Annotated in this window: 22 protein-coding genes; 13 read left to right on the top strand and 9 right to left on the bottom strand. The window is 70.9% G+C overall.

What is annotated here, in order from left to right; translation table 11 throughout:
• Window positions 1–7: 7 nt before the first annotated feature.
• On the top strand, window positions 8–1,669 hold the full coding sequence (locus ACFXJ8_RS16290) for a sensor histidine kinase (RefSeq protein ID WP_379644701.1): 1,662 nt from the start codon (window positions 8–10) through the stop codon (window positions 1,667–1,669).
• A gap of 105 nt (window positions 1,670–1,774) precedes the next feature.
• The gene (locus ACFXJ8_RS16285; RefSeq protein WP_379644700.1) at window positions 1,775–2,458 is read left to right on the top strand and encodes a LuxR C-terminal-related transcriptional regulator; all 684 of its coding nucleotides are present in this window, start codon (window positions 1,775–1,777) and stop codon (window positions 2,456–2,458) included.
• Here the strand turns inward: ACFXJ8_RS16285 and ACFXJ8_RS16280 are convergent.
• Window positions 2,421–3,515: a LuxR C-terminal-related transcriptional regulator gene (locus ACFXJ8_RS16280; RefSeq protein WP_379644699.1), complete on the bottom strand. Its 1,095-nt coding sequence runs from the start codon at window positions 3,513–3,515 to the stop codon at window positions 2,421–2,423. The two genes, ACFXJ8_RS16285 and ACFXJ8_RS16280, sit on opposite strands and share 38 nt — an antisense overlap.
• A gap of 233 nt (window positions 3,516–3,748) precedes the next feature.
• On the opposite strand from ACFXJ8_RS16280, the gene ACFXJ8_RS16275 reads away from it, so the two are divergent.
• From ACFXJ8_RS16275 to ACFXJ8_RS16245, 7 genes are all read left to right on the top strand, one after another.
• Entirely contained in the window at window positions 3,749–4,912 is a 1,164-nt protein-coding gene (locus ACFXJ8_RS16275; RefSeq protein WP_379644698.1) for an ROK family transcriptional regulator, read from the top strand.
• Between the two features lie 24 nt (window positions 4,913–4,936).
• Window positions 4,937–5,890: a carbohydrate ABC transporter permease gene (locus ACFXJ8_RS16270; RefSeq protein ID WP_379644697.1), complete on the top strand. Its 954-nt coding sequence runs from the start codon at window positions 4,937–4,939 to the stop codon at window positions 5,888–5,890.
• On the top strand, window positions 5,887–6,720 hold the full coding sequence (locus ACFXJ8_RS16265) for a carbohydrate ABC transporter permease (RefSeq protein ID WP_379644696.1): 834 nt from the start codon (window positions 5,887–5,889) through the stop codon (window positions 6,718–6,720). Before ACFXJ8_RS16270 ends, ACFXJ8_RS16265 begins: the two co-directional genes overlap by 4 nt.
• Window positions 6,717–8,402 carry a family 20 glycosylhydrolase gene (locus ACFXJ8_RS16260; protein ID WP_379644695.1) on the top strand — a complete coding sequence of 562 codons (1,686 nt, stop codon included), beginning with the start codon at window positions 6,717–6,719 and terminating at the stop codon, window positions 8,400–8,402. Before ACFXJ8_RS16265 ends, ACFXJ8_RS16260 begins: the two co-directional genes overlap by 4 nt.
• Complete coding sequence (locus ACFXJ8_RS16255; protein ID WP_379644694.1) at window positions 8,399–9,682, top strand: alpha-L-fucosidase; 1,284 nt, start codon at window positions 8,399–8,401, stop codon at window positions 9,680–9,682. Before ACFXJ8_RS16260 ends, ACFXJ8_RS16255 begins: the two co-directional genes overlap by 4 nt.
• Window positions 9,679–11,076, top strand: a complete 1,398-nt coding sequence (locus ACFXJ8_RS16250) for an extracellular solute-binding protein (RefSeq protein ID WP_379644693.1) — start codon at window positions 9,679–9,681, stop codon at window positions 11,074–11,076. Before ACFXJ8_RS16255 ends, ACFXJ8_RS16250 begins: the two co-directional genes overlap by 4 nt.
• Before the next feature lie 225 nt (window positions 11,077–11,301).
• Window positions 11,302–11,688: a hypothetical protein gene (locus ACFXJ8_RS16245; RefSeq protein ID WP_379644692.1), complete on the top strand. Its 387-nt coding sequence runs from the start codon at window positions 11,302–11,304 to the stop codon at window positions 11,686–11,688.
• 77 nt (window positions 11,689–11,765) lie between these two features.
• On the opposite strand, the gene ACFXJ8_RS16240 is transcribed toward ACFXJ8_RS16245, so the two are convergent.
• Window positions 11,766–12,902 (bottom strand): FAD-dependent oxidoreductase, encoded by a 1,137-nt coding sequence (locus ACFXJ8_RS16240; protein ID WP_379644691.1) that lies wholly within the window; start codon window positions 12,900–12,902, stop codon window positions 11,766–11,768.
• Window positions 12,903–13,039: 137 nt separating this feature from the next.
• On the opposite strand from ACFXJ8_RS16240, the gene ACFXJ8_RS16235 reads away from it, so the two are divergent.
• Window positions 13,040–13,531 (top strand): hypothetical protein, encoded by a 492-nt coding sequence (locus tag ACFXJ8_RS16235; RefSeq protein WP_379644690.1) that lies wholly within the window; start codon window positions 13,040–13,042, stop codon window positions 13,529–13,531.
• Window positions 13,532–13,609: 78 nt separating this feature from the next.
• Window positions 13,610–14,047, top strand: coding sequence for a hypothetical protein (locus ACFXJ8_RS16230; protein WP_379644689.1), 438 nt, complete (start codon window positions 13,610–13,612; stop codon window positions 14,045–14,047).
• Window positions 14,048–14,336: 289 nt separating this feature from the next.
• Here the strand turns inward: ACFXJ8_RS16230 and ACFXJ8_RS16225 are convergent, their stop codons facing one another.
• The gene (locus ACFXJ8_RS16225) at window positions 14,337–15,599 is read right to left on the bottom strand and encodes a hypothetical protein (RefSeq protein ID WP_379644688.1); all 1,263 of its coding nucleotides are present in this window, start codon (window positions 15,597–15,599) and stop codon (window positions 14,337–14,339) included.
• A gap of 143 nt (window positions 15,600–15,742) precedes the next feature.
• On the opposite strand from ACFXJ8_RS16225, the gene ACFXJ8_RS16220 reads away from it, so the two are divergent.
• Window positions 15,743–16,621 (top strand): cutinase family protein, encoded by an 879-nt coding sequence (locus ACFXJ8_RS16220; RefSeq protein ID WP_379644687.1) that lies wholly within the window; start codon window positions 15,743–15,745, stop codon window positions 16,619–16,621.
• 9 nt (window positions 16,622–16,630) lie between these two features.
• Window positions 16,631–17,446, top strand: a complete 816-nt coding sequence (locus ACFXJ8_RS16215; RefSeq protein ID WP_379644686.1) for a M23 family metallopeptidase — start codon at window positions 16,631–16,633, stop codon at window positions 17,444–17,446.
• Here the strand turns inward: ACFXJ8_RS16215 and ACFXJ8_RS16210 are convergent.
• Genes ACFXJ8_RS16210 through ACFXJ8_RS16185 form a run of 6 tightly spaced genes read right to left on the bottom strand, consistent with a single transcriptional unit; the run spans window position 17,430 to window position 23,666 of the window.
• Entirely contained in the window at window positions 17,430–18,047 is a 618-nt protein-coding gene (locus ACFXJ8_RS16210; RefSeq protein WP_379644685.1) for a TetR/AcrR family transcriptional regulator, read from the bottom strand. The genes ACFXJ8_RS16215 and ACFXJ8_RS16210 overlap by 17 nt on opposite strands.
• A complete protein-coding gene (locus ACFXJ8_RS16205; RefSeq protein WP_379644684.1) occupies window positions 18,040–18,582 on the bottom strand; it encodes a carboxymuconolactone decarboxylase family protein in 543 nt (180 codons plus the stop codon). Before ACFXJ8_RS16205 ends, ACFXJ8_RS16210 begins: the two co-directional genes overlap by 8 nt.
• Window positions 18,579–19,415 (bottom strand): SDR family oxidoreductase, encoded by an 837-nt coding sequence (locus tag ACFXJ8_RS16200; RefSeq protein WP_379644683.1) that lies wholly within the window; start codon window positions 19,413–19,415, stop codon window positions 18,579–18,581. Before ACFXJ8_RS16200 ends, ACFXJ8_RS16205 begins: the two co-directional genes overlap by 4 nt.
• A 17-nt stretch (window positions 19,416–19,432) precedes the next feature.
• A complete protein-coding gene (locus ACFXJ8_RS16195) occupies window positions 19,433–21,922 on the bottom strand; it encodes a GH116 family glycosyl-hydrolase (RefSeq protein WP_379644682.1) in 2,490 nt (829 codons plus the stop codon).
• The gene (locus tag ACFXJ8_RS16190; RefSeq protein ID WP_379644681.1) at window positions 21,919–22,737 is read right to left on the bottom strand and encodes a carbohydrate ABC transporter permease; all 819 of its coding nucleotides are present in this window, start codon (window positions 22,735–22,737) and stop codon (window positions 21,919–21,921) included. Before ACFXJ8_RS16190 ends, ACFXJ8_RS16195 begins: the two co-directional genes overlap by 4 nt.
• Window positions 22,734–23,666, bottom strand: coding sequence for a carbohydrate ABC transporter permease (locus ACFXJ8_RS16185; RefSeq protein ID WP_379644680.1), 933 nt, complete (start codon window positions 23,664–23,666; stop codon window positions 22,734–22,736). Before ACFXJ8_RS16185 ends, ACFXJ8_RS16190 begins: the two co-directional genes overlap by 4 nt.
• Between the last annotated feature and the right edge of the window lie 25 nt (window positions 23,667–23,691).

The raw sequence follows: 23,691 nt of genomic DNA, 5'->3' as shown, positions 1-23,691 counted from the left end.
TCGGCGCGTGTCGCGATTGCCGCTGGTGGCCGTGTCGGTCGTCTACGCGTTCGCGACCGGTGGCGTGCTGGCCGAGCTCGCCGGCGGCGTCGTCGGCAACACCACGACCTACGCGGCGCAGTCGGCGCAGGCCACCGTCCTGGCCCTCGCCGCGGGATGCGCCCTACTGACGGCGGTGGTCGTCAAGCGGGTGGCGCTGCCGGCCGGGATCTGCTGGCTGGCGCCCGTCTGGACCGGGTGGATCGCGGGCCCGCACCCTGTCAGGAGCGTCGCGATGGCGGTGGCGCCGTTCCTGCTCCCTGCGGTGGCGCACCTGGTGCTGGGCCGGCCGTGGAAGGCCGCCTACGCGGCCGCCGCCGCGGTCTCCCTTGGGCGGGCGTTGTTCCGCAGTCCCTTCTACGACCCGCACTGCTGGGATACCTGCGGAGACAACGTCTTCCTGCTGGTTTCGCTCCGCCCGGTCGCCGTCGCGCTCGACCTGCTGTGGGCGCTCACCGTCGCGGTCCTCGGCGCGCTGCTCGCCGTCACGGCGGCGACCCGGCTGGCGCGGGCCTCGCCGATCGGACGGCGCGACACGGCGCCGATTCTGCTGCCCGGCGCGGCGGCGGGGCTCGCCTTCGTCGCGTACGGCGTGGCCGCCACGCTCGGCTCGCCGGTGGTGGCGATCCTCCCGCCGGAGCGCCCCGACCTGCCCCACCATCTGGCGATCTTCCTGTTCCAGGCCGCCACCCTCACCACCCTGGCCCTCGGAGTGCTCTGGACCGCCGTCCGGTTGTGGTCGCGCCGCACCGCCGTGGCCCGGCTGACCGAGGACCTGGGCGCCGCCCCACCACCGGGCTCGCTGCGGGCGGCCCTGGCCCGTGCCACCGGCGACCGCACCCTGACCGTGGCCTACTGGCTGCCGGTCACGCGCACCTACGTCGACGACGAAGGCCACCCCGTCGACGTCTCCCCCGGGCCCGGCCGTACGGCCACCGCCCTCACCCGCAGGGGCGAACCCGTCGCGATGGTCCTGCACGACGTGCAGACCGACGTCCGGCTCGGCCCCGCCGCCCGGCTGGCGATCGACAACGAACGGCTGCGCGCCGAGGTGCTCGCCCACCTGGAACATCTGCGCGCTTCCCGGGCCCGCATCGTGGAGAGCGGCGACCTGGCCAGACGCGACCTGGAGCGTGATCTGCACGACGGCGCCCAGCAGCGCCTGCTGGCCGTCACCTACCAGCTGCGCCTGGCCGGGCAGAACGACGCGCTGGAGGAGGCGCTGACCGCGCTGCGCGAGCTGCGGGAGCTGGCCCACGGGATCTTCCCGGCCATCCTGCAGGAGGCCGGGCTGGAGGCGGCGCTCTGGTCGCTCGCCGATCAGGCGCCGGGCGCGGTCGACATCGAGGACGTGCCCGCCGTACGGCTCCCGCAGGCGGTCGAGCGGGCCGTCTACCTGGTCGTGAAGCATGCGGTGGAGACGGCGACCGGCCCCCTGACCGTCGCGGTCCCGCACCACGGAGACACGCTGACCCTCGACATCAGCGGGCCCGTCGCGCCCCTCCCCGATCACCTCGTCGACCGCTTCGGCGCGAGCGGGGGGCAGCTCACCGCCACCCACGATCGTCTCAGCGGAAGCCTGCCCGCCCAGGTCACCCCACCTTCGTCCACGGCCGGGTGGACCAGATGAACTGGTCGGCCTTGTCCATGGGGAACCGGCTTGAGGCCTTACCCGCCTGGCACTGGTGCTGACACGCACTGGCCGGGGGGCGGGCTTGCGGCTAGATTGGCCGCTGTGCGCGTGATCGTCGCCGACGACTCGATGCTGACCCGCGAGGGCATCGTGTCGATACTGGAACGCTCCGGGTTCACCGTCGCCGGGCAGGCGGGCGACGGCACGGCGTTGCTGGCCCTGGTCCGGGCGGAGAACCCCGACCTGGTGGTGGTCGACATCCGGATGCCGCCGACCCACACCGACGAGGGTCTGGTGGCGGCCGAGCGGATCAGAGCCGAGCACGCGGGGATCGGGGTGCTGGTGTTGTCGCAGTACGTCGAGCCCGCCTACGCGATGCGGCTGGTCGAGGACCACCCCGAGCAGGTCGGCTACCTGCTCAAGGAGCGCGTGTTCGACCCCGCGATCCTGGTCGACGCGCTGCGCAGGCTCGCCGACGGCGAGACCGTGATCGACCCGACCGTCGTGTCGCGGCTGCTGGGCAGGCGCAGGGCGAAGGACCCGCTCGACGTGCTGACCGCGCGGGAACGGGAGGTGCTGGCCCTGGTCGCCGAGGGCATGTCGAACAAGGCCATCGCCGCCCGGCTGGTCATCACACCACGCACGGTGGAGGCGCACGTCGCCCAGGTGTTCGCCAAGCTCGGGCTCCTCGACGATCCCGACTCGCACCGCCGGGTGCAGGCGGTGCTGGCCTATGTCCGCTCCCCGCTCAGGCCAGCAGACGGGCCAGGTCCAGGCGGCGGTTGACGCCCAGCTTGGCGTAGATCCGGCATAGGTGGTTGCCCACCGTGCGGGGTGACACGACGAGCAGGTCGGCGATCTCACGGTTGGTCAGGTTCCACGAGGCCAGGCGGGCTATCTCCCTTTCCCGGACGCTCAGCTCCGCGTCCGGCTGACCGGCGCAGAAAGGGATGACCGTGGCCAGCCCCGAACGCGTGCGGACCCGGCCAGGCCAGGTGCGGACCACCTGGGAGTGGAGGGGGTGCGCCAGCCGTACGCGGGGCGGGGAGTGGTCCACGGCGATCAGTCCGCGGCGTTCCAGGCGGTCGACCGCGTCGGCCGGGACGAGCGCGAGCAACGCCTCCAGCAGGAGCGGTTCGCCGAAGGCGACGAACTCCATCGTCTCCCGTTCGTGCTCGTCGACCTCGCCGATGGCCGCCTCGATTAACTGCCGCAGCCTGCCGGTCAGCACGATCTCGCCCTGCCGGCGCCACAGCCCGCCGGATCGGGTGAACTGCCCCGAGGCGATCAGTTCGACCAGGAGGCGGGGGTTTCCTCTGGTGGCGTGCCACAGCCGTCGCGCCGTCACCCCCTCCACCTGTCCGCCGAGCGCCGCGGCCAGCAGCCGCGCGGTGTCCTGGGCGGACAGGGGCCCGAGGTCGAGCCGGGTCACGAGGCCGTCCTTCCACAGGGCTGCCAGCGGCGGGGGCAGCGTCGCGCCCGTGAGCGCCGTCGCCACCAGCCGCGCGCCCCGGTGTTCGACGAGGTGCCGGACCAGCGCCGCGGACGGGGCGTCGAGCAGGTGGGCGTCGTCCACCGCGACCACCTCGGCCGTGAGGAGGTCGGCCGCCCATCTGATCGGATTGCCCGGCGGGGGTACGGCGGGCAGCAGGTGCGCGAAGGCGCCGAACGGCACGGCCGGACCGGCCCCCGCGACCTTGACCGCCTGGTAGCCGGGCACCGACTCCTCCAGCAGCCGGCTCTTGCCCGATCCGGCCTCGCCGACCACGAGGGTCCCGGTCTGGTCCCACAACGCGGCCCGGATCTGCCGGAGCTCCGCCGTACGACCGGTGAACGGAACCATGTCACCACCTCCGGTCTCGACGCTAGAGACCGGCCGCGCCGGGCGGATCCGTGCGAACCCCGAACCTGCGCCGATCCCCCATTGGGGACAGCACGCGGGGCCACTGCAGGATTACCCAGCAATAGAGAGGTTCCCTGTCAGATCGTGAGCAGGAACAGCGTTGACTTTTCCTTATCTGGCTTCTACGGTCTCCACAACTGACAGGGAACCTACCTATCGGATCTGGGAGCGTGATGAGCAGCCGTAAGGCCTCCGCAGGGTTGATCCGTGCGATCAACGACCGTTTGGCGCTGGATCTGATGATCGAGCTGGGCCCGCTGAGCCGCGCCCAGCTGGTCGAGACGACCGGGCTGGCCAAGCCGACGGTGGCCGAGCTGCTGGACCGACTGGTGGAGGCGGGCCTGATCGCCGAAGCCGGGCAGGCGGGCGAGGGGCGCAGCGGCCCGAATGCCCGCACCTACGGCGTGATCGCCGGCCGGGCGCACGTCGCGGGCGCCGAACTGCGCGCCTCCGAGGTGCACGCGGTCGTGGCCGACATCACCGGCCGCACGGTCGGCAGTGCGTTGATCGTCACCCGGCCGAAGGACAACTCGATCAGCCTGGTCGGCCAGGCGATCGCCGAGGCGGCGGCCAAGGCGGGGATCGGGGTGGGCGACCTGCACGGCGCGGTCGTCGGCACTCCCGGCATCGTCGATCCGGCCACCGGCGACATGGCATTCGCCTCCGACCTGCCGAGCTGGCATCACGGGCCGCTGTCGCAGCTGCGCGAGGAGCTGGGCATGGCCGCGGTGTTCGAGAACGAGGTGAACCTGAGCGCGCTGGCCGAGCACCGGGTCGGCGCGGGCCGCGAGCGCGACGACTTCGCGCTGCTGTCGCTGGGCGTCGGAGTCGGCATGGCGCTGGTGCTCGACGGCAGGCTGCGCCGCGGCAGCGGCGGCGGCGCGGGCGAGGTCGGCTACCTGCCCCTGTACGGCTCGACGCTGCAGCGCATGCGCCATCGGAAGGGGGGCCCCTTCAAGGGCGGCTTCCAGGGCCGGGCCGGCGCGGCGGCGATCCTGGCCCTGGCCCGCGAGCACGGGCTGCGCGGCCGGGTGGTCGCCGACGTGCTGCGCGACGGTCACCAGGACTTCCTGGCCGAGGTGGCCGCGCGGATCGCGCTGGGCATCGCGGCGGTGTGCGCGGTGGTCGACCCCGGGCTCGTGGTGCTCACCGGCGACGTGGGGCGCGCCTGCGGCCCGCTGACCCGCAGGATCGAGGCCGAGGTGGCCGACCTGACGCCGCTGCGTCCGCACATCGTGACCTCCGCCGTCGAAGGCAACTCGGTGGTGCGCGGGGCCGTACTGATGGCCCTGGAAGCCGCCCGCGACGAGATCTACGGCCCCGCGCGAACCCGCTGACCCCCCACCGGAACGGATCGTGACATGACCTCCTCGACCCTTGCCGCGCCTCGGGCGGCCGCCCCGCAACGGGACAAGCCGCCGCCGCAGGCGAGCCGCAGGACCGGAGCCGCCCTGCATCGCCCCTGGTGGATGCCGTGGCTGTGGTGCGCTCCTGCGATCGCGGCGGCGCTGGTGTTCGGGGTGTTCCCGTTCGTCAACACGGTGCTGCTGTCGTTCACGAACGCCAAGCCGCTGGGCGGTCCCGCCGCGTTCGTGGGCGTGGACAACTACGCGCGGCTGCTGGCCAGCGCCGACTTCTGGTCGGCGACCTGGCACAGCGTGCTGTACGCGGTGGTGGTCGTGCCGCTGATGGTGATGCTGCCGCTGCTGCTGGCCGTCCTGGTGGAGAAGAAGATCCCGTTCATCGGGTTCTTCCGGTCGGCGTTCTACACGCCGGTGCTGGTCTCGGTGATCGTGGTCGGCTTCAGCTGGCAGTGGCTGCTGCGCGACGACGGCCTGATCAACACGCTGCTGCCGGGCGAGCCGGTGTCGTTCCTGTCGGACGCGACGCTGGTGCTGTTCGGGGCGATGGCGATGACGGTGTGGAAGGGCCTGGGCTGGTACATGGTGCTCTACCTGGCCGCGCTGGGCAACGTGCCGAAGGAGCTGCACGAGGCCGCCTCCGTCGACGGCGCGAGCGCCTTCCACCGTTTCCTGCACGTCACCGTGCCGGGAGTGCGGCCGACGATGCTGCTGGTGGGCACGCTCACCGCGATCGGCTCGCTGCGGGTGTTCACCGAGGTCTACGCGCTGGGCGGGTCGACCGGCGGTCCTGGAGGCGCGGCGCGCACGCTGCCTTTCTACATCCGCGACGTGGGCCTGGACCCGATGACCGGCAACGCCGGGTACGGCGCGGCCGCCTCGGTGGCGCTGTTCGCGCTCACCGTGGGATTCACGCTGCTGGGCCAGCGTATTTCGAGGGGAGAGGGCACGTGAGGGCCGGAAAGGCGGCCGGGCTCGCCGGGCGCTATCTGCTGCTGCTCGCCGTTCTGGCGATCACCGTGGGGCCGCTGCTGTGGCAGCTGTTCACCGCGCTCAAGAGCTCGGGTGAGGACGTCTACGGCGACAACGCCTCGTTCCTGCCGCAGCACCCGACGCTGGACAACTTCATCAAGATCGCCGAGTCGGTGCCGATCGCCTCGTACGTGACCAACAGCGTGCTCGTGGCCCTGCTCGCCATCGTCAGCAACCTGGTCTTCGCCTCGTTCGGCGGCTACATGCTCTCGCGGCCGGGATGGCGTGGCCGTAAGGCGGTCTTCCTGCTGCTGGTGCTGGCGATGATGTTCCCGTTCGAGTCGATCATGATCTCGCTGTTCCTCAGCATCCGCGACATGGGGCTGGTGGACTCGCTGGCCGGGGCCTGGCTGCCGGGCATCGCGGGCGCGTTCAATGTGCTCATCATGCGGGCGGCGTTCCTGGCGGTGCCGGGCGAGGTCGAGGACGCCGCGCTGATGGAGGGCGCGGGCGAGTGGACCAGGTTCTGGCGGGTGTTCCTGCCCTCGGCCAAGGGCGCGATGACGGTGATCGCGATCAACAGCTTCATCGCCGCCTGGGACGACTTCCTCTGGCCGCTGATCGTGCTGCGCTCGGAGGAGAACTTCACGCTCACGCTGGGGTTGTCGCGGCTGTCGTCCAGCTCGTTCGGCGTCGACGACAAGCTGATCATGACGGGGTCGATGATCTCGGTCATCCCGGTCGTGGTGCTGTTCTTCCTGGCCCAGCGCTGGTTCTACCGGGGCGTCGAGTCGGGCGCGGTGAAGATGTGACCGCGTTCGTTCCCACCCCGCACGTGTTCACGCCGACCGGCGGCCGGCTGCGGCTCGCCGACCACGCGACGATCAGCCGGGGAGCCGGTCCGCTGCCGGCCGAGCTGCGCGCGGCCACCGGGCTCGCCCTGCCCGAGACCGGGCAGGACGCCGACCTCGCCCTGGTACGGCGCGAGGGCCTCGCCCCGCAGAGCTACCTGCTCACCGTCGGCGACCGCGTCACGATCGAGGCCGCCGACGAGGCGGGCTGGTTCTACGGCCTGCAGACGGTGCTGAAGCTGATGGAAGGTCGGCGGCTGCCCAGAGGCGTGATCGAGGACGGCCCCGCGGTGGCGGTCCGCGGAGTGATGCTGGACCTGGGCCGGCGGCACTGGAGCCTCGACTACCTGCGCGGGTTCGTCCGGCGGATGGCGTGGCTGGGCTACAACCGGCTCCAGCTGCACCTGACCGAGTGGAACGGGTTCCGGGTCCGGCTGCCGGGCTTCGAGGAGCTGGCCACCGAGCCCGCCTATGCCGTACCGGAGCTCGCCGAGCTGATCGCGTACGCGCAGGCGCATCACATCGAGGTGGTCCCGGAGATCGACCTGCCCGCGCACACCACCGCCGTGATCGAGCAGCGGCCGGAGCTGCGCTCCGCCGACGCGGTGCTGAACGACGGCTCGAACTGGACCGGCTTCCCCACCCCGTCCTGGACGATGGACATCACCAGGCCGGACAACCGGGCGTGGATCAGGCGGTTGCTGGCCGCGTTCTGCGACGCGTTCCCCACGGTCGAGCGGATCCACATCGGCGGGGACGAGTGGCCGGTCGAGCCCGACCTGTCCCGCGCCGCCGAACTGGCGGCCTACGCCCGCTCGCTGCGGGCGGACTACACGCCGAACGACGCGCTGGTCGCCTTCGTCAACGAGCTGGCGGCGGTGGTGCGCGAGCGGGGCAGGCAGCCGGAGCTGTGGAACTGGTGGGAGTACGCCTCGCGCGGCGACTACCGGGTACGGCCCGACGGCGACATCCGCATCACGGTGTGGGAGGAGACCGACCAGGACCTGGCCGGGTTCACCAAGCTGGGATACCGCGTGATCGCCTCGCCCAGCCACACCCACTACGTCACGCCGCGAACCGGTCCCGGCAACCGGGCGGGGGTCAACTACGTGACGCCCGACCCCCGCTTTCTCTACGAGGAGTGGAGCCCGTCGGCCGAGACGCTGGTGGACGGCTACCAGCTGTGCGTGTGGGCGGACTGGGCCGAGGACCAGGACGACGCCTACTTCGACTGGTACGCCGACCGGACGCTGCGGGTGCTGGCCGACCGGCTGTGGGGCGGCCCCCGCCTGGCCGACGTCGACGCCTTCCTGGACGTCGCCGACGCCGTGCCGTACCAGAACAGGATCGAGCGGGGGCGGGTGCGGCGCGTCAGGTTCCGGCCGCGCCTGCCTCGCGACGCCCGCGCCAGGGACGGCAAGTGGCCGCGCGAGGTGTGGCAGGCGCTGGAGGACGTGCGCGGCACCCGGTTCCAGGGCGCTGCCGGCCCGGACGGGCCGTGGACCGACCTGGCCGTCGTCACCTGGATGCCCGCCCCCACCTGGAACGTGCTGACCGTCGAGGACCAGGCCGCCTACGCCTGCCTCAGAGTGACCGACGCCCCTGACGGGCTCGACATCGAATGGTGGGGAGACGAAGCGTGAGCGCTTATGTGTGGCCGACCGACCCGGCCGTGCTGGCCAAGCTCGACTGGTGGCGCGACCAGAAGTTCGGCGTGATCATCCACTGGGGCCCCTACAGCCGCCTCGGGGTGTTCGAGAGCTGGACGCTCTGCCAGGAGGGCGCGGACTTCATGGCGCGACCCGAACCCTGGCAGGACGACGCCGAAGGCTATCGCGCCTTCTACGAGAAGCTGCCCGAGGGCTTCGACGCGCCCGCGTTCGACCCGGACAAGTGGGCGACGGCGTGCGCGGCGGCCGGGATGCGGTACGTGGTGTTCACCACCAAGCACCATGACGGCTTCGCGATGTACGACACGAAGCTGTCGGACTACAAGTCGACCGGCACCCCGCTCGGTCGCGACGTGGCGGGCGAGGTGTTCGCCGCCTTCCGTGAGCGTGGCCTGGGCGTCGGCGTCTACTTCTCCAAGGCCGACTGGCACCACCCCGACTACTGGACGCCTGGCCTGCCCACCCCCGACCGGTACGCCAACCACGACGACCCGGCCCGTTGGCAGCGGTTCACCGAGTTCACCCACGGCCAGATCGAGGAGCTGCTGACCGGTTACGGCCCGGTTGACGTGCTCTGGCTCGACGCCGGCTGGGTGAAGGCTCCGCGCGAGGACCTGGACCTGCCCCGCCTGGCCGCCCGCGCCCGCGAGCTGCAGCCCGGCATCCTCGTCGTGGACCGCGACGTGCACGGCCCGCAGGAGGACTACCGCACCCCCGAGCAGACCGTCCCCGCCGAGCTGCAGCCCTTCCCCTGGGAGAGCTGCATCACGCTCGGCCCGTTCTGGTACACCTTCGGCCCCGGCGAGACCTACAAGCCCGCCGGCGAGATCGTCCGCCTGCTCTGCAGGATCGTCGCCCGCGGCGGCAACCTGCTGCTCGGCGTCGGACCCGACCACACCGGCGCGCTGCCCGACGGCGTCCACGAGCGGCTGGCCGAGATCGGCGCCTGGCTCGACGTCCACGGCGAGGCGATCTACGGCACCCGCCCGTGCGAGCCGTACGAGAGCGGCGACCTGGTCTTCACCCGGCGCGCGGACACCGTCTACGCGATCGGCCTGCGAACCGACCTCGACCGGGTGCGGGTGCCCGTGCCTGCCCTGCCGCTGGCCGTCCGGCTGCTCGGCCACGACGGCCCGCTCGACTGGCGGGCCGACGGCGCCGGCGTCGAGGTGCGCCTGCCGGACGGTCATCGCGTCGATCACGCCTTCGCCCTCTGCCTGACCCTGCCCCCCACAGAAGGAACGTCCCCGTGAAGATCAGCAAGCTGGCTCTCGCCACGATCACGATCGGCCTGGCCACCACCGCCTGCGGCCTCGGCGGAGGCGGCGTCAGTTCGGCCGACGGCGACGGCGCCACCGTGGGCAACTGTCAGGTCGCCAAGGGCAACGTCGGCCCCGGCCCGCTCACCGGCGAGGTCAAGGGCGAGATCACCTTCCAGACGACCAGCCTGAAGAACGACTTCGCACAGGTCTTCGACCCGATCATCGCCGACTTCCAGAAGCGGCACCCGGGCGTGACGGTCAAGTGGGTGGACGACCCCGGCGACAGCGAGTTCACCCCGCGCCTGCTCGCCAACGCCGCCGCCTGCACCCTGCCCGACGTGGTCAACCTCAACGAGTCCACCGCCATCGCGCTCACCAAGGCCGGCTACCTGCTCGACCTGGACGCCAAGGCGCCGGAGGCGGGCAAGCAGTTCCTGCCGAACATGTGGGCCCGCACCACGTTCGCCGGGTCTGCCAGCCACACCGCCATGCCGTGGTACGGCGGCTTCAACGTCCTGGTCTTCAACACCGAGCTGATGAAGGCCGCCGGGCTCGACCCTGCCGACCCGCCCAAGGACGTCTTCGGTCTGTTCGACGCCGCCGAGAAGATCGCCAAGGCCTCGGGCGGCAAGTATCACGCCACGGTCGCCACGCCCATGCACCGGCTCAAGACCGACTGGCAGGCGATCGGCGTGAAGTTCTTCGGCCCCGACGGCAAGACCTTCGGGTTCGCCGGCGACCCCCAGGCGATCGCCTGGGTGACCCGGATGGCCGAGCTCTACCAGGCGGGGGCGCTGCCGAAGGACACGCTCGCGTCCGAGCCCACCGAGCTGTCCAACAGGTTCGCCGCGGGCAAGCTGGTCTTCGGCGACCGCAACGCCAGTTTCCTGCGCTCGGTCAAGGACAACGCGCCCTCGCTCTACCCCAAGGTGGGGGTCGCGCCCGCCGTGGAGGCCAAGGCCTTCAACGTCTGGGAGGGCCAGTACGTCGCGGTGGCCGCCACCAGCAAGAACGCCTACGCCGCGGCCCAGTTCGCCACGTTCCTGACCAACGCCGAGAACCAGCTCCGCTTCGTCAAGGACCCCAAGGTCGCCATCTTCCCGACCGCCGCCGACGCGCTCAAGGACCCCTTCTTCACCACGCGCTCCGGCACCGACCCGTTCTCCACCGCCCGCAAGGTGGGCGCCGAGCAGGCGGAGAGCAGCTCGGTCAGCACGCCGGAGGAGATCGCCGCGCGCATGGCGGAGAACGCGGCCTGGGGCGATGCCGTCGGCAAGGCCGTCGCCACCGAGGTCCAGCTCGCCATGCAGGGCGACAAGACGCCCGAGGAGGCGCTCAAGGCAGCCGAGACCAAGGCCAACGAGCTGCTGGCCGCGGGCCAGTGAGGTGATCGCGGGGTGCCGGGATTACCGGCTCGATCTCGGCGCCTACCTCGCCACCGCGCCGCGCACCTCTTCCCGGTGCTCTACGGCGCGGGATCCGGCAGCCTCGCGGTCATCTTCCAGGACCGCGAGAGCCCGGAGAAACGCTGTCCGGCCTTGACATCGAATTAGCGGAAAGTAATCTACATACGTCGTGTATGTCTCCGACACCGAGTAGGTTCTCAGGGCATGAAACGATTCTTCGCATTCTTATGCTGCTTTCTGCTGGCCGGTTCACTTGTCGCACCGCCCGCCGAGGCGGCGGCGGCCGGGGTACGGCTCAAGCTCAGCTTCGGCTGGTGCGAATCGGCCTGCGAGATCCGCATCAGAATCACGAACAAGAGCCGGTACGACATCGCCTGGGTGGGCGGGACCTGCCGCCTCACGGTCAACGGACGCTACGTGGGCAAGGGCACCGTCTATCTCGGGCCCATCAAGCGCGGCCATTCCCGCAGCAGCACCTGCAACGTCGTCGACGACCGGCTGGAAGACGCGTGGTGGGAACACCAGGACGGAGCCTCCTTCGTCACGTACGCCACCGTGAAGGCGATCCCCCACTACCGCTACCGCCGCTAGGAGACGCACCGGCATCCGGCTGACGCGGGCGGTCACGATGGCGGCCTGCGTCGCTCTCGCCAAGATGGCCTGAGTGCTCAGATCCGGCTGCTGAGACTGCTCAGCAGCCGGCCGAACCCCCGGGTGGCAAGACGCGGTGGCGCGGCGCCGTTCATGCGCATGAGGTACTCGCTCTGCATGAACGTCCTCGGGCCGGACACCGCGAGGCCGTGCGAGGCGAGCGTGGAGGCCAGGGCCGCCCGCCGCCTCCGCTTGGCCGAGTACACGCCCACGACCGCGCCCGGATCGGGGACTTCGGCCAGGCACTCCACCAGCGTCGCCACGTCCTCGAGCGCCTGGTTCGTGCCCTGCGCCATGACGGGCGGCATCCCGTGCGCGGCGTCGCCGAGCAGCGCGCACCGCCCGGCGCCCCAGCGGCACGGCACCTTGTGCCGGGTGTGCGGGAACAGTTCGGCGTCGCCGTCCGCCAGCGAGGACAGCACCTGCTCGACCGGCGAGCCCCACCCCGCGAACCGTCGGCGCAGCATCTCCAGCGGCTTGTCCTCCGGCGGCGCGTCCGGCGACCACGGCACGTCGAAGAACCACTGCATGAGCCCGTCACCCGCGCCCATGTACCCGAAGTCGCCCTGCCTGCCGACCATCAGCGTCGTGGTCGACCCGGGATCGAACGGGGCGGGGGTCAGGCCCTGCCAGATCGCCGCGCCGGTCAGGGCCGCCGGGCCGTCACCCAGGACGAGCGCACGCACCCGCGAGTGCACGCCGTCGGCTCCGACCAGGAAGTCGCCGCTGTAGTCCTCACCTGCCTGCGTGCGCACCCGTACGCCGTCGACGTCGGCCTGCAGGGCCGCCAGCCGCGCGCCGAACTGTACGGTCCCCTCCGGCAGCCCGCTCTCCAGGAGCGTGATCAGCGACCCGCGCGGAATCACCCGCGCCGCCGACCCGAACCGGTCGGCCAGCGCTTCCAGATCGAAGTCCAGCACCCGGCGGCCGCCGGCCGTCCGCAGGCATAACGTCGTCAGCCGCTGCCCCGACCCGTCCAGGTCGACGCCGAGGTCCCGGAGGATGGCCGTGCCGTTGTACCACAGGGTGATGGCGCCACCCCCGAGGCGTAGCTCCTCCGCCTGCTCCAGGACCACCACCTCGTGACCTGCGGCGATCAGTCCGCGCGCCGCCGCGAGCCCGCTGATCCCGGCCCCCACCACAAGCACCCGCATCGGCGGTGCCCCCTTTGCTCTACAAGCAGTAGTACTACTTGTTATAGAGCATGAGTGCTGTTGTCCACAAGATCCCCGCTTTACCTGCATACGTGTATGTATGTTACTTTCGAGGCATCTCGAAAGGAGTCAGGCAGATGAAGGTCAATGAGTCCGCGCTGTCCGTCTTCCAGCAGCACGACATTCCCTCGAAGATCCTCGCGCTCAGCACGCTCGCCGACCCCGACTACGGAGATCTCTTCACGCTCGTGACGAGCGCCGCCTCAGCCGGGTCACCGGAGCAGTGGGCCCGTGCGGCGTTCGAGAACGTCGCGGGCCGCCAGGGCCAGTTCATCTGGCGGGTGCTCCTCGGCCTGCGTCTCGAACAGCAGCCGTCACGCGTGGCCGGGTGGAAGATCGCCGACCGCGGCGACAACTGGATCAGGCTCGAGGCCCGCTCCTGGATGCTCACCGGCCATCTCCTCGTCGTCGTCGATGACGATCGGGTGTCGTTGGGCACGTTCGTGAACTACGACCGGCCGGTGGCGGCACTCGTCTGGACACCGCTGTCGGCCGTTCACCGGCAGTTGGCGCCCGGCCTGCTCCGCGACACTTACGGCGTTCTGCGGCGCCTGGGGGATCATGGATGATGTCCGGATGGCCACCCGTTACGCTCGCGCCAGTTCCTGATCTTCGCCCTCGCGGTCGCCGCCCTCTCCGGCTCCCTGATGCTCGCCGAGCCGAGCCTGCTGGGGAGCGACCCGGAACCGCCGATAGACCGGCTCAACTGGAGGCTCGTCGACGGGGCCTTGGCGACTCTCGCGCCTGTCCTGCTGGGACTGCCGCTCGGGGTGCTGATCGACCGGGTACGGCGCCGCCGGTCCGTCATGGTGATGATGGCCCTGCTGGGAGCCGTGGCGGTGAGCTCCGTCATGGTCGCCGATCTGCTGGGCGTTCCCGGCGGGCCGCACGTCCTCGCGGTGACGGCGATGACGACCGCCCTGGCGGCGGTGGCGCCGATCGGCCAGGACGCCTACCTGCCGTCCGTCGTCGGGCGTGAGCGCCTGGTACCGGCGAACGCCGCACTGTCCGTGCTGCCGTCGATCCTCCTTCTCGGTCTGGGGGCGGTGTTGTCCCCCTGGACCGGGACGAATCCGCCTTGCTGATCGTCGTCAGTGTGTTGATGGGCGGTGCGGCGCTGCTGTTCCGCGGCGTCGCCGCCGAGGAGCCGCCGCCGCCGAGAGCGGGGTTCTGGCGGGAGATGGCGGAGGGGTTCCGCTTCACCCTGAAGCAACCAGTACTGCGGGCGATTGCCGCCTATCTGGTGGTGTCGGCGCTGTTCGAGGAGGTCGCGGACGAGGTGGCGGGCAAGGCGCTGGGCGTGACGCTCGACGTGTCGAGAGATGTCCCGTTCGGCGAATTCTTCTGGTCGCTGAACATGTCGATCTACGGTGCCTACCTCGTGGGGGCGCTGCTGGCCGTACTGCTGCACCGCAGGCTCGGAGCCTTCCGGTTGGCGTGGGCGGCCGTGCTGGTGAGCCAGCCGTTCACCCTGCTGCTCGCGCTGTCCGGCACGGACCTGGGCGACCTCTGGTACATGATCGGACGCTTTGTCCCCATGACCGGGACGGCCGTCGCCGCCGTCGCCCTGCTCAGCCATCGCCAGGCGATCACACCCGACCGGTTGCTCGGCCGGGTGTGCGGGCTGCTGCTCGCGATCACCAGCCTGGCCGGTGCGCTGGGAGAACTGCTGGAGACGCCGGTCGAATGGTTCGCCGACCTCGGCGGCTCCTCGCCCACACCGCTGGCCCTGCTCCCCGGACCGGCCCTGGCCGTGGTGGCCGGGCTCGCCGCCGCCGCCCCGTTGGTGCGAGCGGCGTCCGTGAAGGAGTCGATCAGCGCCCTGGCGGTGCGGGAGACGACCTCCCCGCTCGATGCCTGGCGCAGGTAGTCACGGACCACGTCGGGTACGAGCAACAGGTCGCGGTCGGGGTGGTGAACCGCCAGCCCGGCCTCGGACAGCTCGGTCAGCAGCCGCTCGGCCTCCCCCTTCGACAGGCCCGCCGTCCGCTGCCACACGGCGGGGACGACGCTCGCGGGGATGTCGCTGTCCGCGGCGAAGGCGCTGAGCTCCAGCAGCCGGGGCAGCGCCCCCGGCGAGAGCGACGGCAGCCCGGCGTCCAGGACCTTCTGTACGGCGCAGGCCCTGGCGGCCGGATCGGCGAGGTCGAACGCGTCGTCCACCGCTGTCCCCAGCGATCCGGACAGCCTGGCGAGCAGGGGCCAGCCCCCGTCAGGGACCTTGAGCCGGATGATCGACGGCAGTCCGGGCAGGATATCCGCGGTCCTGGCGGTCACCAGCACGGTGACGCCCGAGGTCAGGCTCAGGCAGGCGCGCAACTGCTCGGCGGTCCGCACCCCGTCGAGCACGAGCAGGCCGGTGCCCGGCTCCTCGAACTCGGCCTCGGCGTCCGCCGATATCCACGGGACGCCGAAGGACGCCAGCCGTACGCGTACGAGGGACTCGACGACGCGGGGCGTGGCCGCGCCGACGGTGAGCCAGTCGATGCCGTCGCCGAAATGCTCGACCACCTCCGGGATATGGCAGGCGGCGGCGGCCAGCGCGGTGGTGCCGAACCCCTCGACGCCGTCCAATTCGGGGAGGACGGCGACGAAGCCGTGCTCATCGGAGGTGAGCCGCGCGACCAACTCCGTCAAACCGGGGATCTCGTTCATCACCGCGCCCAACGCGCCGGACGGAGATCGGGTTCCACCGCCCCGCCCGCCGACGGCCGACGACTCGTGAACAGCGGTGTACACAAGTCGGGAAATCGATTACTTTCTTGGCAAGGAGGCTGTCAATGAGAGCTGCGTTAGCGGGAGTGTTAGTCGCGGCCGGGCTGGCGGGGATCTCCTCGCCAGCCGCGGCCGCCACCTGCGACACCAAGATGATCTTCGAGGTGGGTGGCCACCTCGATCCGGACGCGAACGTCTACGACCGGACGAACGCCACCCTGCCCCCCGGCGTCGGCTTCACGAAGATCCACTATTCCGCGTCCATCGCCCCCTACCCGGGCGACCCGGTCTCGCTGGACGACTCGGTCGCCGAGGGCATCGCCACCCTCGACCGGGCGGTGCGGACCTTCCACGCGGCCTGCCCCGGCAGCCGCATCACGATCTCGGGCTACTCCCAGGGCGCGATCGTCGCAGGAGACATGCTCCACACCCTGTCCGGGTCCGGTGACATCCCGCACCACCTGATCAACGGCGTCCTGTACGGCGACCCGCGCAGGATCGGCGTCAACGGCGGGCCCGGCGGCATCGAGACCAACCTGCCCACCGTGGTGCCCGGCATCACCATGAAGGGCCCGCGCGGCTTCGGCGGCCTGCGGGTGAAGGAGATCTGCAACCAGAACGACGGCATCTGCCACTCCGAGAACCCGATCACCAACCTGCTGGGCTTCGCCAACGGCATCGCCGGCTACTTCCTCGGCGACCACGCCTACGACATCGACCCGAACGCGGTGACCGGCTCCGGTGACGTCGTCATCGCGCAACCCCCGAGGGTTCCGTACGGTCCCCCGCTCCCCCTACCGATCCCCACCCCGTACGAGCTGTTCAACGGCGATCGCCGGCGGGCCGCGGATGCCGTGGCCGGTTACCGGGCGGCGATCGAGCCCGTCCTGCCGCCGGCGGTCCGCGACCGCCTCCACGAGTTCCCCTGGTTGCCGGTCTTCTAGGAGTCGCTCATGCGTTCCGCACGTCTCGCCTTAGCCACCGTCGCCCTACTGCTGGGGCTCTTACCGGCCCTCCCCGCCCACGCGGCGCCGCTGTTCAAGGCGCCCTTCCCCTGCGGCCAGACCTGGACCTACAGCCACCACTCCACCGAGGTGCGCCTCGCGCTCGACTTCGTCAGGTCGGACGGCGGCGCGACGGGCGGCACCCCGGTACTGGCCTCGGCCTCGGGCACCGCCTACCGCTACTGGGAGGCCGGGGGCGCAGGCAACTACGTGGTGATCGATCACGGCGGCGGGTGGAAGACGTACTACTTCCACCTGGCCTCCTTCTCGGTGCCGCACGGCGCCTTCGTCTCGCAGGGCCAGCAGATCGGCGTGACGGGCTCGACCGGCGGCTCCAGCGGCCCGCACATCCACTACGAGCAGCTCTACAACGGGGCCGGGCAGACGATCGTGATCAACGGCCAGTCGCTGGCGCCCTATCCCCCGTACTACAACCAGCGCTACCTCACCAGCGACAACGCGTGCTCGGGCGGCGGGCGGTCCTGGGTGGACACGTTCGCCGATGCCACCGGCTACGCGGGGCCGAACACCGCCGACGCGCAGGGCGTGCTCAAGGCGGGCACCAACTACGTGTACTGCAAGGTCTGGGGCCAGGAGATCCGCGACGGCTCGGGCAACTACAACCACTGGTGGCTGAAGACCGACCTCGACATCGTGTACGCGGGCAAGAACGGCTGGGGCGCCTACGTGTCGGCCTACTACCTCAGCCGGTGGGGCAACGACGAGGCCAGGGACAACAACGGCGCCGTCATCCCCGACTGCTGACCGTGAGGAGCCGCTCGGCCATCCGGGTCAGCGGCTCCTCCAGCGCCACCAGGCCGTCGAGGTCGCCTGCCATGAGGTGCGCGGTGACGAGCTGGGCGACGGCGGCCACCAGGGTCACGCAGGCGAACCTGTCGTCGTCGGTCCGCGCCTCGAAGATGTCGCCGATCTCGGCGGCGAAGCGCCGCTGGATCTCCATGCGCCTGGCCACCGCCTCGGGACCGGCGGCGTAGACCTCGACCAGGAAGAACCGGGCGCGGGCCGGCTCGGCGGCCAGGGCGCGCAGATACGTCCGCAGCAGCACGCGGAAGCGGTCGAGCGGCTGGAGCCGGGGATCGCGCGCGGCGTCGAGCAGCGCCGCCAGCAGGTCGATCGCCTCGTCGAGGCCCTGGATGAAACAGACCTGCTTGGAGGCGAACTGCTGGTAGAACGTCTCCCGCGACACCCCGGCGCGGCGCACGATGTCGGTCACCGACGTGCCCGCGTAGCCGCGTTCGAGCATGGACTCGCGCATCGCCTTCAGCATGCGGGCGCGCTGGGAGGAGACGACCTCCTCGCGGGTCAGCTGATGCCGTCCGCTGGGCAGGGGCCGCAGGTCAGTCACGAATGCTCCGTTGCGCGTCGGGCGCGATGCGCAGGGTCCCGATGAACGTCGCCAGCATCTCATAGTGGCCGACCAGCATCACCAGCTCGATCATCCCGGCGTCGCCCAGCTCGGCGTGGAGCTCGCCCCACAGCTCGTCGTCGAGATCGCACGCGACGTGCAGTTGGTCGACCGCGGCGAGCACCAGCCGGTCGCGCCGCGACCAGCCGCCGGACGCCTGCCCCTGCCGTACCCGGTCGGGGTCCACCCCTGCCCGCCTGCCCAGCCGGCGGTGGTGCTCGAACTCGTAGGCGCAACCCCGCAGGTGCGCCACCCGCAGGATGACCAGCTCGGTGTCATGCCGGGGCAACTTGCCCCCTGGCATGAGCCGCCCGGCGAACCTGAGCCAGCCCCGGAACAGCGGCCGGTGCCTGCCCAGGGTCAGGAACAGGTTCGGCGGCGCCGTACGGGCGACCCGGCCGGCGGCGGCGCTGAACAGCCACGTGCGGCAGCCGACGTCGGCCAGGCCGCCGGGGGCGATGCGCGGCGCGCTCATCGGGCCTGCCGCTGCAACGCGCGGGTCATGGTCCGGTTCATCCCCCGCATGATCGCCGCGTAGAGCGGCGGGACCAGCCGCTCGGCCAGGTGGGCCAGCCGTACGTCGGTCGCCGTGTGCACCAGGTAGCGCCTGCGCAGCATGCCCCGCACGATCGTCGCGGCCACCCGCTCCGGCGTGGCCGCGCGCCTGCGGAAGCGCGCCTGCAATCTGCGGAACCGCTCGTCCCGCTGGTCCACCCCGGCGATCTCGACGGTGTCGGTCAGCGGTGTGTCCACCCCTCCGGGACACACCAGCGTCACCGCGATCCCGTGCCGCCGCAGGTCGAACCTGAGCACTTCGGACACGCCGCGCAGGCCGAACTTGGCGGCGCTGTAGGCGGCGTGCCACGGCAGCCCCAGCAGACCCGCTGCCGACGACACGTTGACCAGGTGCCCGCCCCTGCCCGCCGCGATCATCGCTGGGACGAACGACTCGATCACGTGGATCGGCCCCATGAGATTGACCTCGACCATCGAGCGCCAGTGCCGGTGCTCCAGCGTCTGGACGGTGCCCCAGGCCGAGATGCCCGCGATGTTCATCACCACGTCCATGGGGCCCGCGGCGGCGTGGATCTCCTCCGCCATCCGCCGTACCTGGTCGAAGTCGGCGATGTCCGCGCTCTTCGCATACCGTACGGCGCCGCCGATCTCCTCGGCGACCGCCGTCAGGTCCCGCAGGTCGGTCAGGAAGAGCTCGGCTCCCATCCGGCCGCACAGCAGCGCCGTGGCCCGCCCGATCCCGCTGGCCGCGCCGGTGACGAAGACCCGCCTCCCGGCCAAGGATCCCCTCATCCCTCAGAGGCTAGCAATCACGAACACTCCTGTACATGAACCTCCAGATCCCCATAGGAGCAGGAGACGCGAACGCCGTCGGCGTCGCGGATGAGGGTCCCCCACCCCGTCGGAAGCAGCAGCGGCCACCGGCCGTGCCCGCGGGGCGACACGGTGAGCCGCTGGGTCACGGCATCGTAGGAGGCGCCGGCCAGCGCGTCGAGCACCGACCAGCCGGCCATGGCGCGCACGTAGTGGTCGCCGCACTCGATCTCGTTGTACGGGTTGCGCCGCCGCCCGTCGTATCGGGCCCACACCCCGTCGAGGATCGCGCCTGCCTCCTCCTCCAGCCCCTCCCACAGGCAGTGGGCCGCGACCTGGTACTCGCTGCCGGTCCACACCTCGTCGCAGTAGCGGGTCGGCACCTGCGGCCTGCCGCCGCGCGGCCAGGTGCACATGAGCAGGCCGGTGTCGGCACCGTCGGCGAACACCCGGTACGGGTGGTCGAAGCCGTCGAACCCGGTACGCAGGTTGTGCCGGACGACCGCGCGCAGCGCGCTCACCACGTGCTCGCGCGGCAGCACGTGGCCCAGGCCGAGCTGGTGCGCCCACCACTGGCCGATGAGCTGGTCGGCCAGGCAGCCCTCCAGCCACTGGAACTCGGCCGAGTCGCCCTCCTCCAGCACCTGCGCGTAGTACTCCCCGTTGAACAGCGCCTCGTCGTAGCGCGCACCGCCCTTGGTGAACAGCTCGCGCAGCTCCGCCGCCATGGTGGGCTCCCCCATCAGGATCGCCATCTCCTCCGCGGCGCGCAGCGCCGCCAGCCACAGCGTGCCCATGAACGGGTTGAGCCCGCACAGGTCGATGTCGTGCGTGGAGGGCTGAATGCCGCGCAGCACACCGCTGCCGTCCGGGTCCCATTTCTCCCGGATATGGGCCAGCAGGCGCTTGACCCGCGGCCAGTACCGCTCCAGCCAGTCCGCGCCGTGCCGTACCTCTCGATAGGTCTTGAGTATCGTGCCGAGCATGCCGTCGAGGGCGGGTTCGACCGGGCCGCCGATGGGCAGCTCCCAGAGCTGGCGCAGGTAGGTGGGCGTGATCACCCGGTGCGGGATATAGCCCTCCGGCGCCTGCATGACGTCGAACTCGGTGGCGCGCATGCTCCTTTCGAGGGAGGGGAAGAGCCTGGCCACCGCCTGCGCGTAGTTCCACACGTGGGTGCAGTTGAGCGGGCACGATCCGCCGACGTCGCCCGACCACATCACGGTCGAGGCCCCGAGGACTCCCTCGAAGCCGAAGAACGCACCGTCGGCCGTGCGGAAGCAGGACGGGCTACGCAGGATCGCCGCCTGCGCGGCCAGGTGCTCGACCGCTGTCGGAGACAGGCTGCTGTCGGCCAGCGTGTCCACCCACGCCAGCGACGTTTCACGAAGCCGCGCCCACTGCTCGCGCACGTGTCCGGCGACGTCGACGGCGTCGGCGAACCTGGTCGCGTAGGCGTTGCCCAGCCAGAATTTGGTCGGCCCCCACTGCGGGTTCGGCGGCCCGAACTGCACGAAGTTGGCGTAGCGATTGGGGAAATGCCACGCCAGACAAACCCGGATATTTCGTGACTCGCCGGGTTGGAGGATCATCGGAGCGACCACGCCCCCGTTCCACGTCTGACCGGCCGGGCTGGGGCCGTACCCCTGCTGCGGCCCGCTGCCCTGGTAGTCCGGCAGCCAGGGGGTGTGCTGCGCCTTCTCGGCGTCGGCGTAGACCGCGCGCCCGGCCAGGAAGGCCAGGAACTCGTCTGGATGCGTCCACTGCGGCAGCACCGCGGCGTCGGCCGCGTCCACGGTCAGCACCGCCTGACCGGCGCCGGGTGCCGCCGGGTCGACCGCCGTGTTCTCCATGACCAGCGAGGTCCACCCGCGCTCGCGGCGCACCCGGTTGGTGTTGCCGCCGTAGCCGAGCGCGCGCACGCCGTCGACAGGGGTGGTGCCGTCGTGCCCGACCGGGTTCTGTACGGCCGCCGCCAGCCACACCTGGGCGGGAAGCGGCCCCGGGTTGGCGATCGTGAAGGTGAACAGCGCGGCGGGCAGCGAGCTGTCGTCCACGTCCAGCGGGATCAGCGGGTTGAACGCCTCCAGCCCGACGTCGACGGGCAGCCCGTGGTACTCCACGTGGGCGAAGGGGTAGAGCCCGCGGAAGGTCGTCCCCGCCACCCCCCGATGCCCACGCAGCAGCTCGCGCTGCCACTCCGGCACGTGGTCGTCGTTGACCAGCGGCGTGGCCGGGGCGTCGGCCGCCTGCGCCTGCAGGACGAACACCTCGTTCGCGGGCGGCTCCCACGTGCTCACCCGCAGGGCGAAGAAGGTGTACGGCAGGCTGCCGCGATGGTTGCCGACGTTCTGCAGCTGCCACTGCCGGAGCGCGCCGTCGGCGCAGATCGCGAGATTGCCGGTGCCGATCCCGCCCAGAGGCATGGCCACGTGCCTGCCCTCGTCGTGGGGGATGGGCCGGGCGTTGCCGAGGTTGGCGTTCACTTGAGTCCCGAGATGCGCACGCCGCGGATGATGTGCCGCTGGAAGATCAGGAACAGGACGATGACGGGCAGGGCGGCCAGCGTGGATCCGGCCGTGAGCAGGCCCTGCTCGCTGGTCCTCTCTGAGCGGAAGGTCGCCAGGTACTGCTGGATCGGGAACAGCTCAGGGTCGGTGATCGTGAGCACCGGCCAGACGTAGGAGTTCCAGAACAGCAGGAACGAGGTGGCGCCGACCACCACGAACGCGCCCTTCGACAGCGGGATGAAGATGTGGCGGAAGATCCGCCACGGCCCCGCGCCGTCGAGCTGCGCCGCCTCCTCCAGCGCGGTCGGCACCGCCAGGAAGAACTGGCGCAGGAAGAAGACCTGGACGGCCGAGGCCGCGCCGGGGATCACCAGGACCGACATGCTGTCCAGCATGCCCAGCTCGGTGACCACGATGAACGAGGTCAGCATGATCGCGATGCCGGGGATGAACATCGTGGTGATCACGATGGCCCAGATCGTCCGCTTGAACGCGAACTCCAGCCGGGCGAAGGCGTAGGCGCCCAGCGCGTTGACCACCAGGCTCAGCGCCGCGAACAGCGCGGCCCCGACGAAGGTCACCCCGAGCGCGCGCACGAACGCCTCGTCGGCCAGCAGTTGGGCGTAGTTGTCCCAGCGCCACACCTCGGGGAAGAACTGGAACGGGGTGGCCACCACCTCGGTCTTGGCCTTGAAGCCTGCCACCGCCAGCCAGGCCAGGGGGAACAGCGCGGCGACGACGATGGCCACGGCCAGGCCGTACCGGACGATCCAGCCGAGCGCGCCTCTCATGCGTCCATCGCCTTCTCTGATCTGACCAGCCGGAAGATGATCGCCGACACCGCGCCGAGCACGCCGAACAGCAGCAGTGCCGCGGCGATCGAGTAGCCGACGTACAGGTCCTTGTTGAAGTGCGCGAGGATGAACAGGTTCGGCAGGTTGGTGGAGTTCACCGGGCCGCCCTGCGTCATGAGCCACGGCAGGATGAGGAACTGCAGCGACGCCGCGAAACCGGTGACCAGCAGGAACAGGATGACGTTCTTCATCAGCGGCAGCGTGATCCGCCACATCTTGGTCCACGGCCCGGCCCCGTCCAGCGAGGCGCACTCGTAGTACGCCTCAGGGATGTCGAGCAGGCCGGCCAGCATGATCAGGGACGCCACGCCCATGCCGATCCAGATCGCCGGGATGGCCACCGCCGGAAGCGCGGTGGCGGTGTCGCCGAGCCAGGGGATCGCCTCGATGCCGAAGAAGTCGAGGAACCAGTTCAGCAGGCCGCCGCGGTGGGTGTAGATGAGTGCGAACACGACGGCGGCGATCACCTCGGAGATCACGGCCGGGACGTAGATCGTCACCTTCATGACGGCGGCCATCCGGCGGCTGACCGTCTTGACCAGGTTGGCGAAGACGAACGCGATCGTGACCTGGACGGGGACCACCATGGCGGAGAACAGCAGGCCACGCACCACCGAGTTGACGAACTCCTCGTCGGTGACGACGTTGATGTAGTTCTCCAGCCCGACGAACACCGCCGGGTCGTAGAAGCTCCAGGTGAAGAAGCTGATGTAGACCGCGTGGATCAGCGGCCAGATCACGAAGATCGCCAGGAGGACCAGCAGCGGCGCCAGCATGATGAACGCCGCCCTGCTCTCCCGCTTCGGGCGGGCGCGGACGCCGGCGCGGCGTTCCACGCGTGCGGCCCGCAGTGACGTGACAGCCACGGGCGCTCCTTTCTCCGCCGCCGGA

The sequence above is a fragment of the Nonomuraea sp. NPDC059194 genome (genome assembly GCF_042754765.1).
Classification (GTDB): Bacteria; Actinomycetota; Actinomycetes; order Streptosporangiales; family Streptosporangiaceae; genus Nonomuraea.
This window is presented reverse-complemented; position numbering and strand designations above follow the sequence as displayed.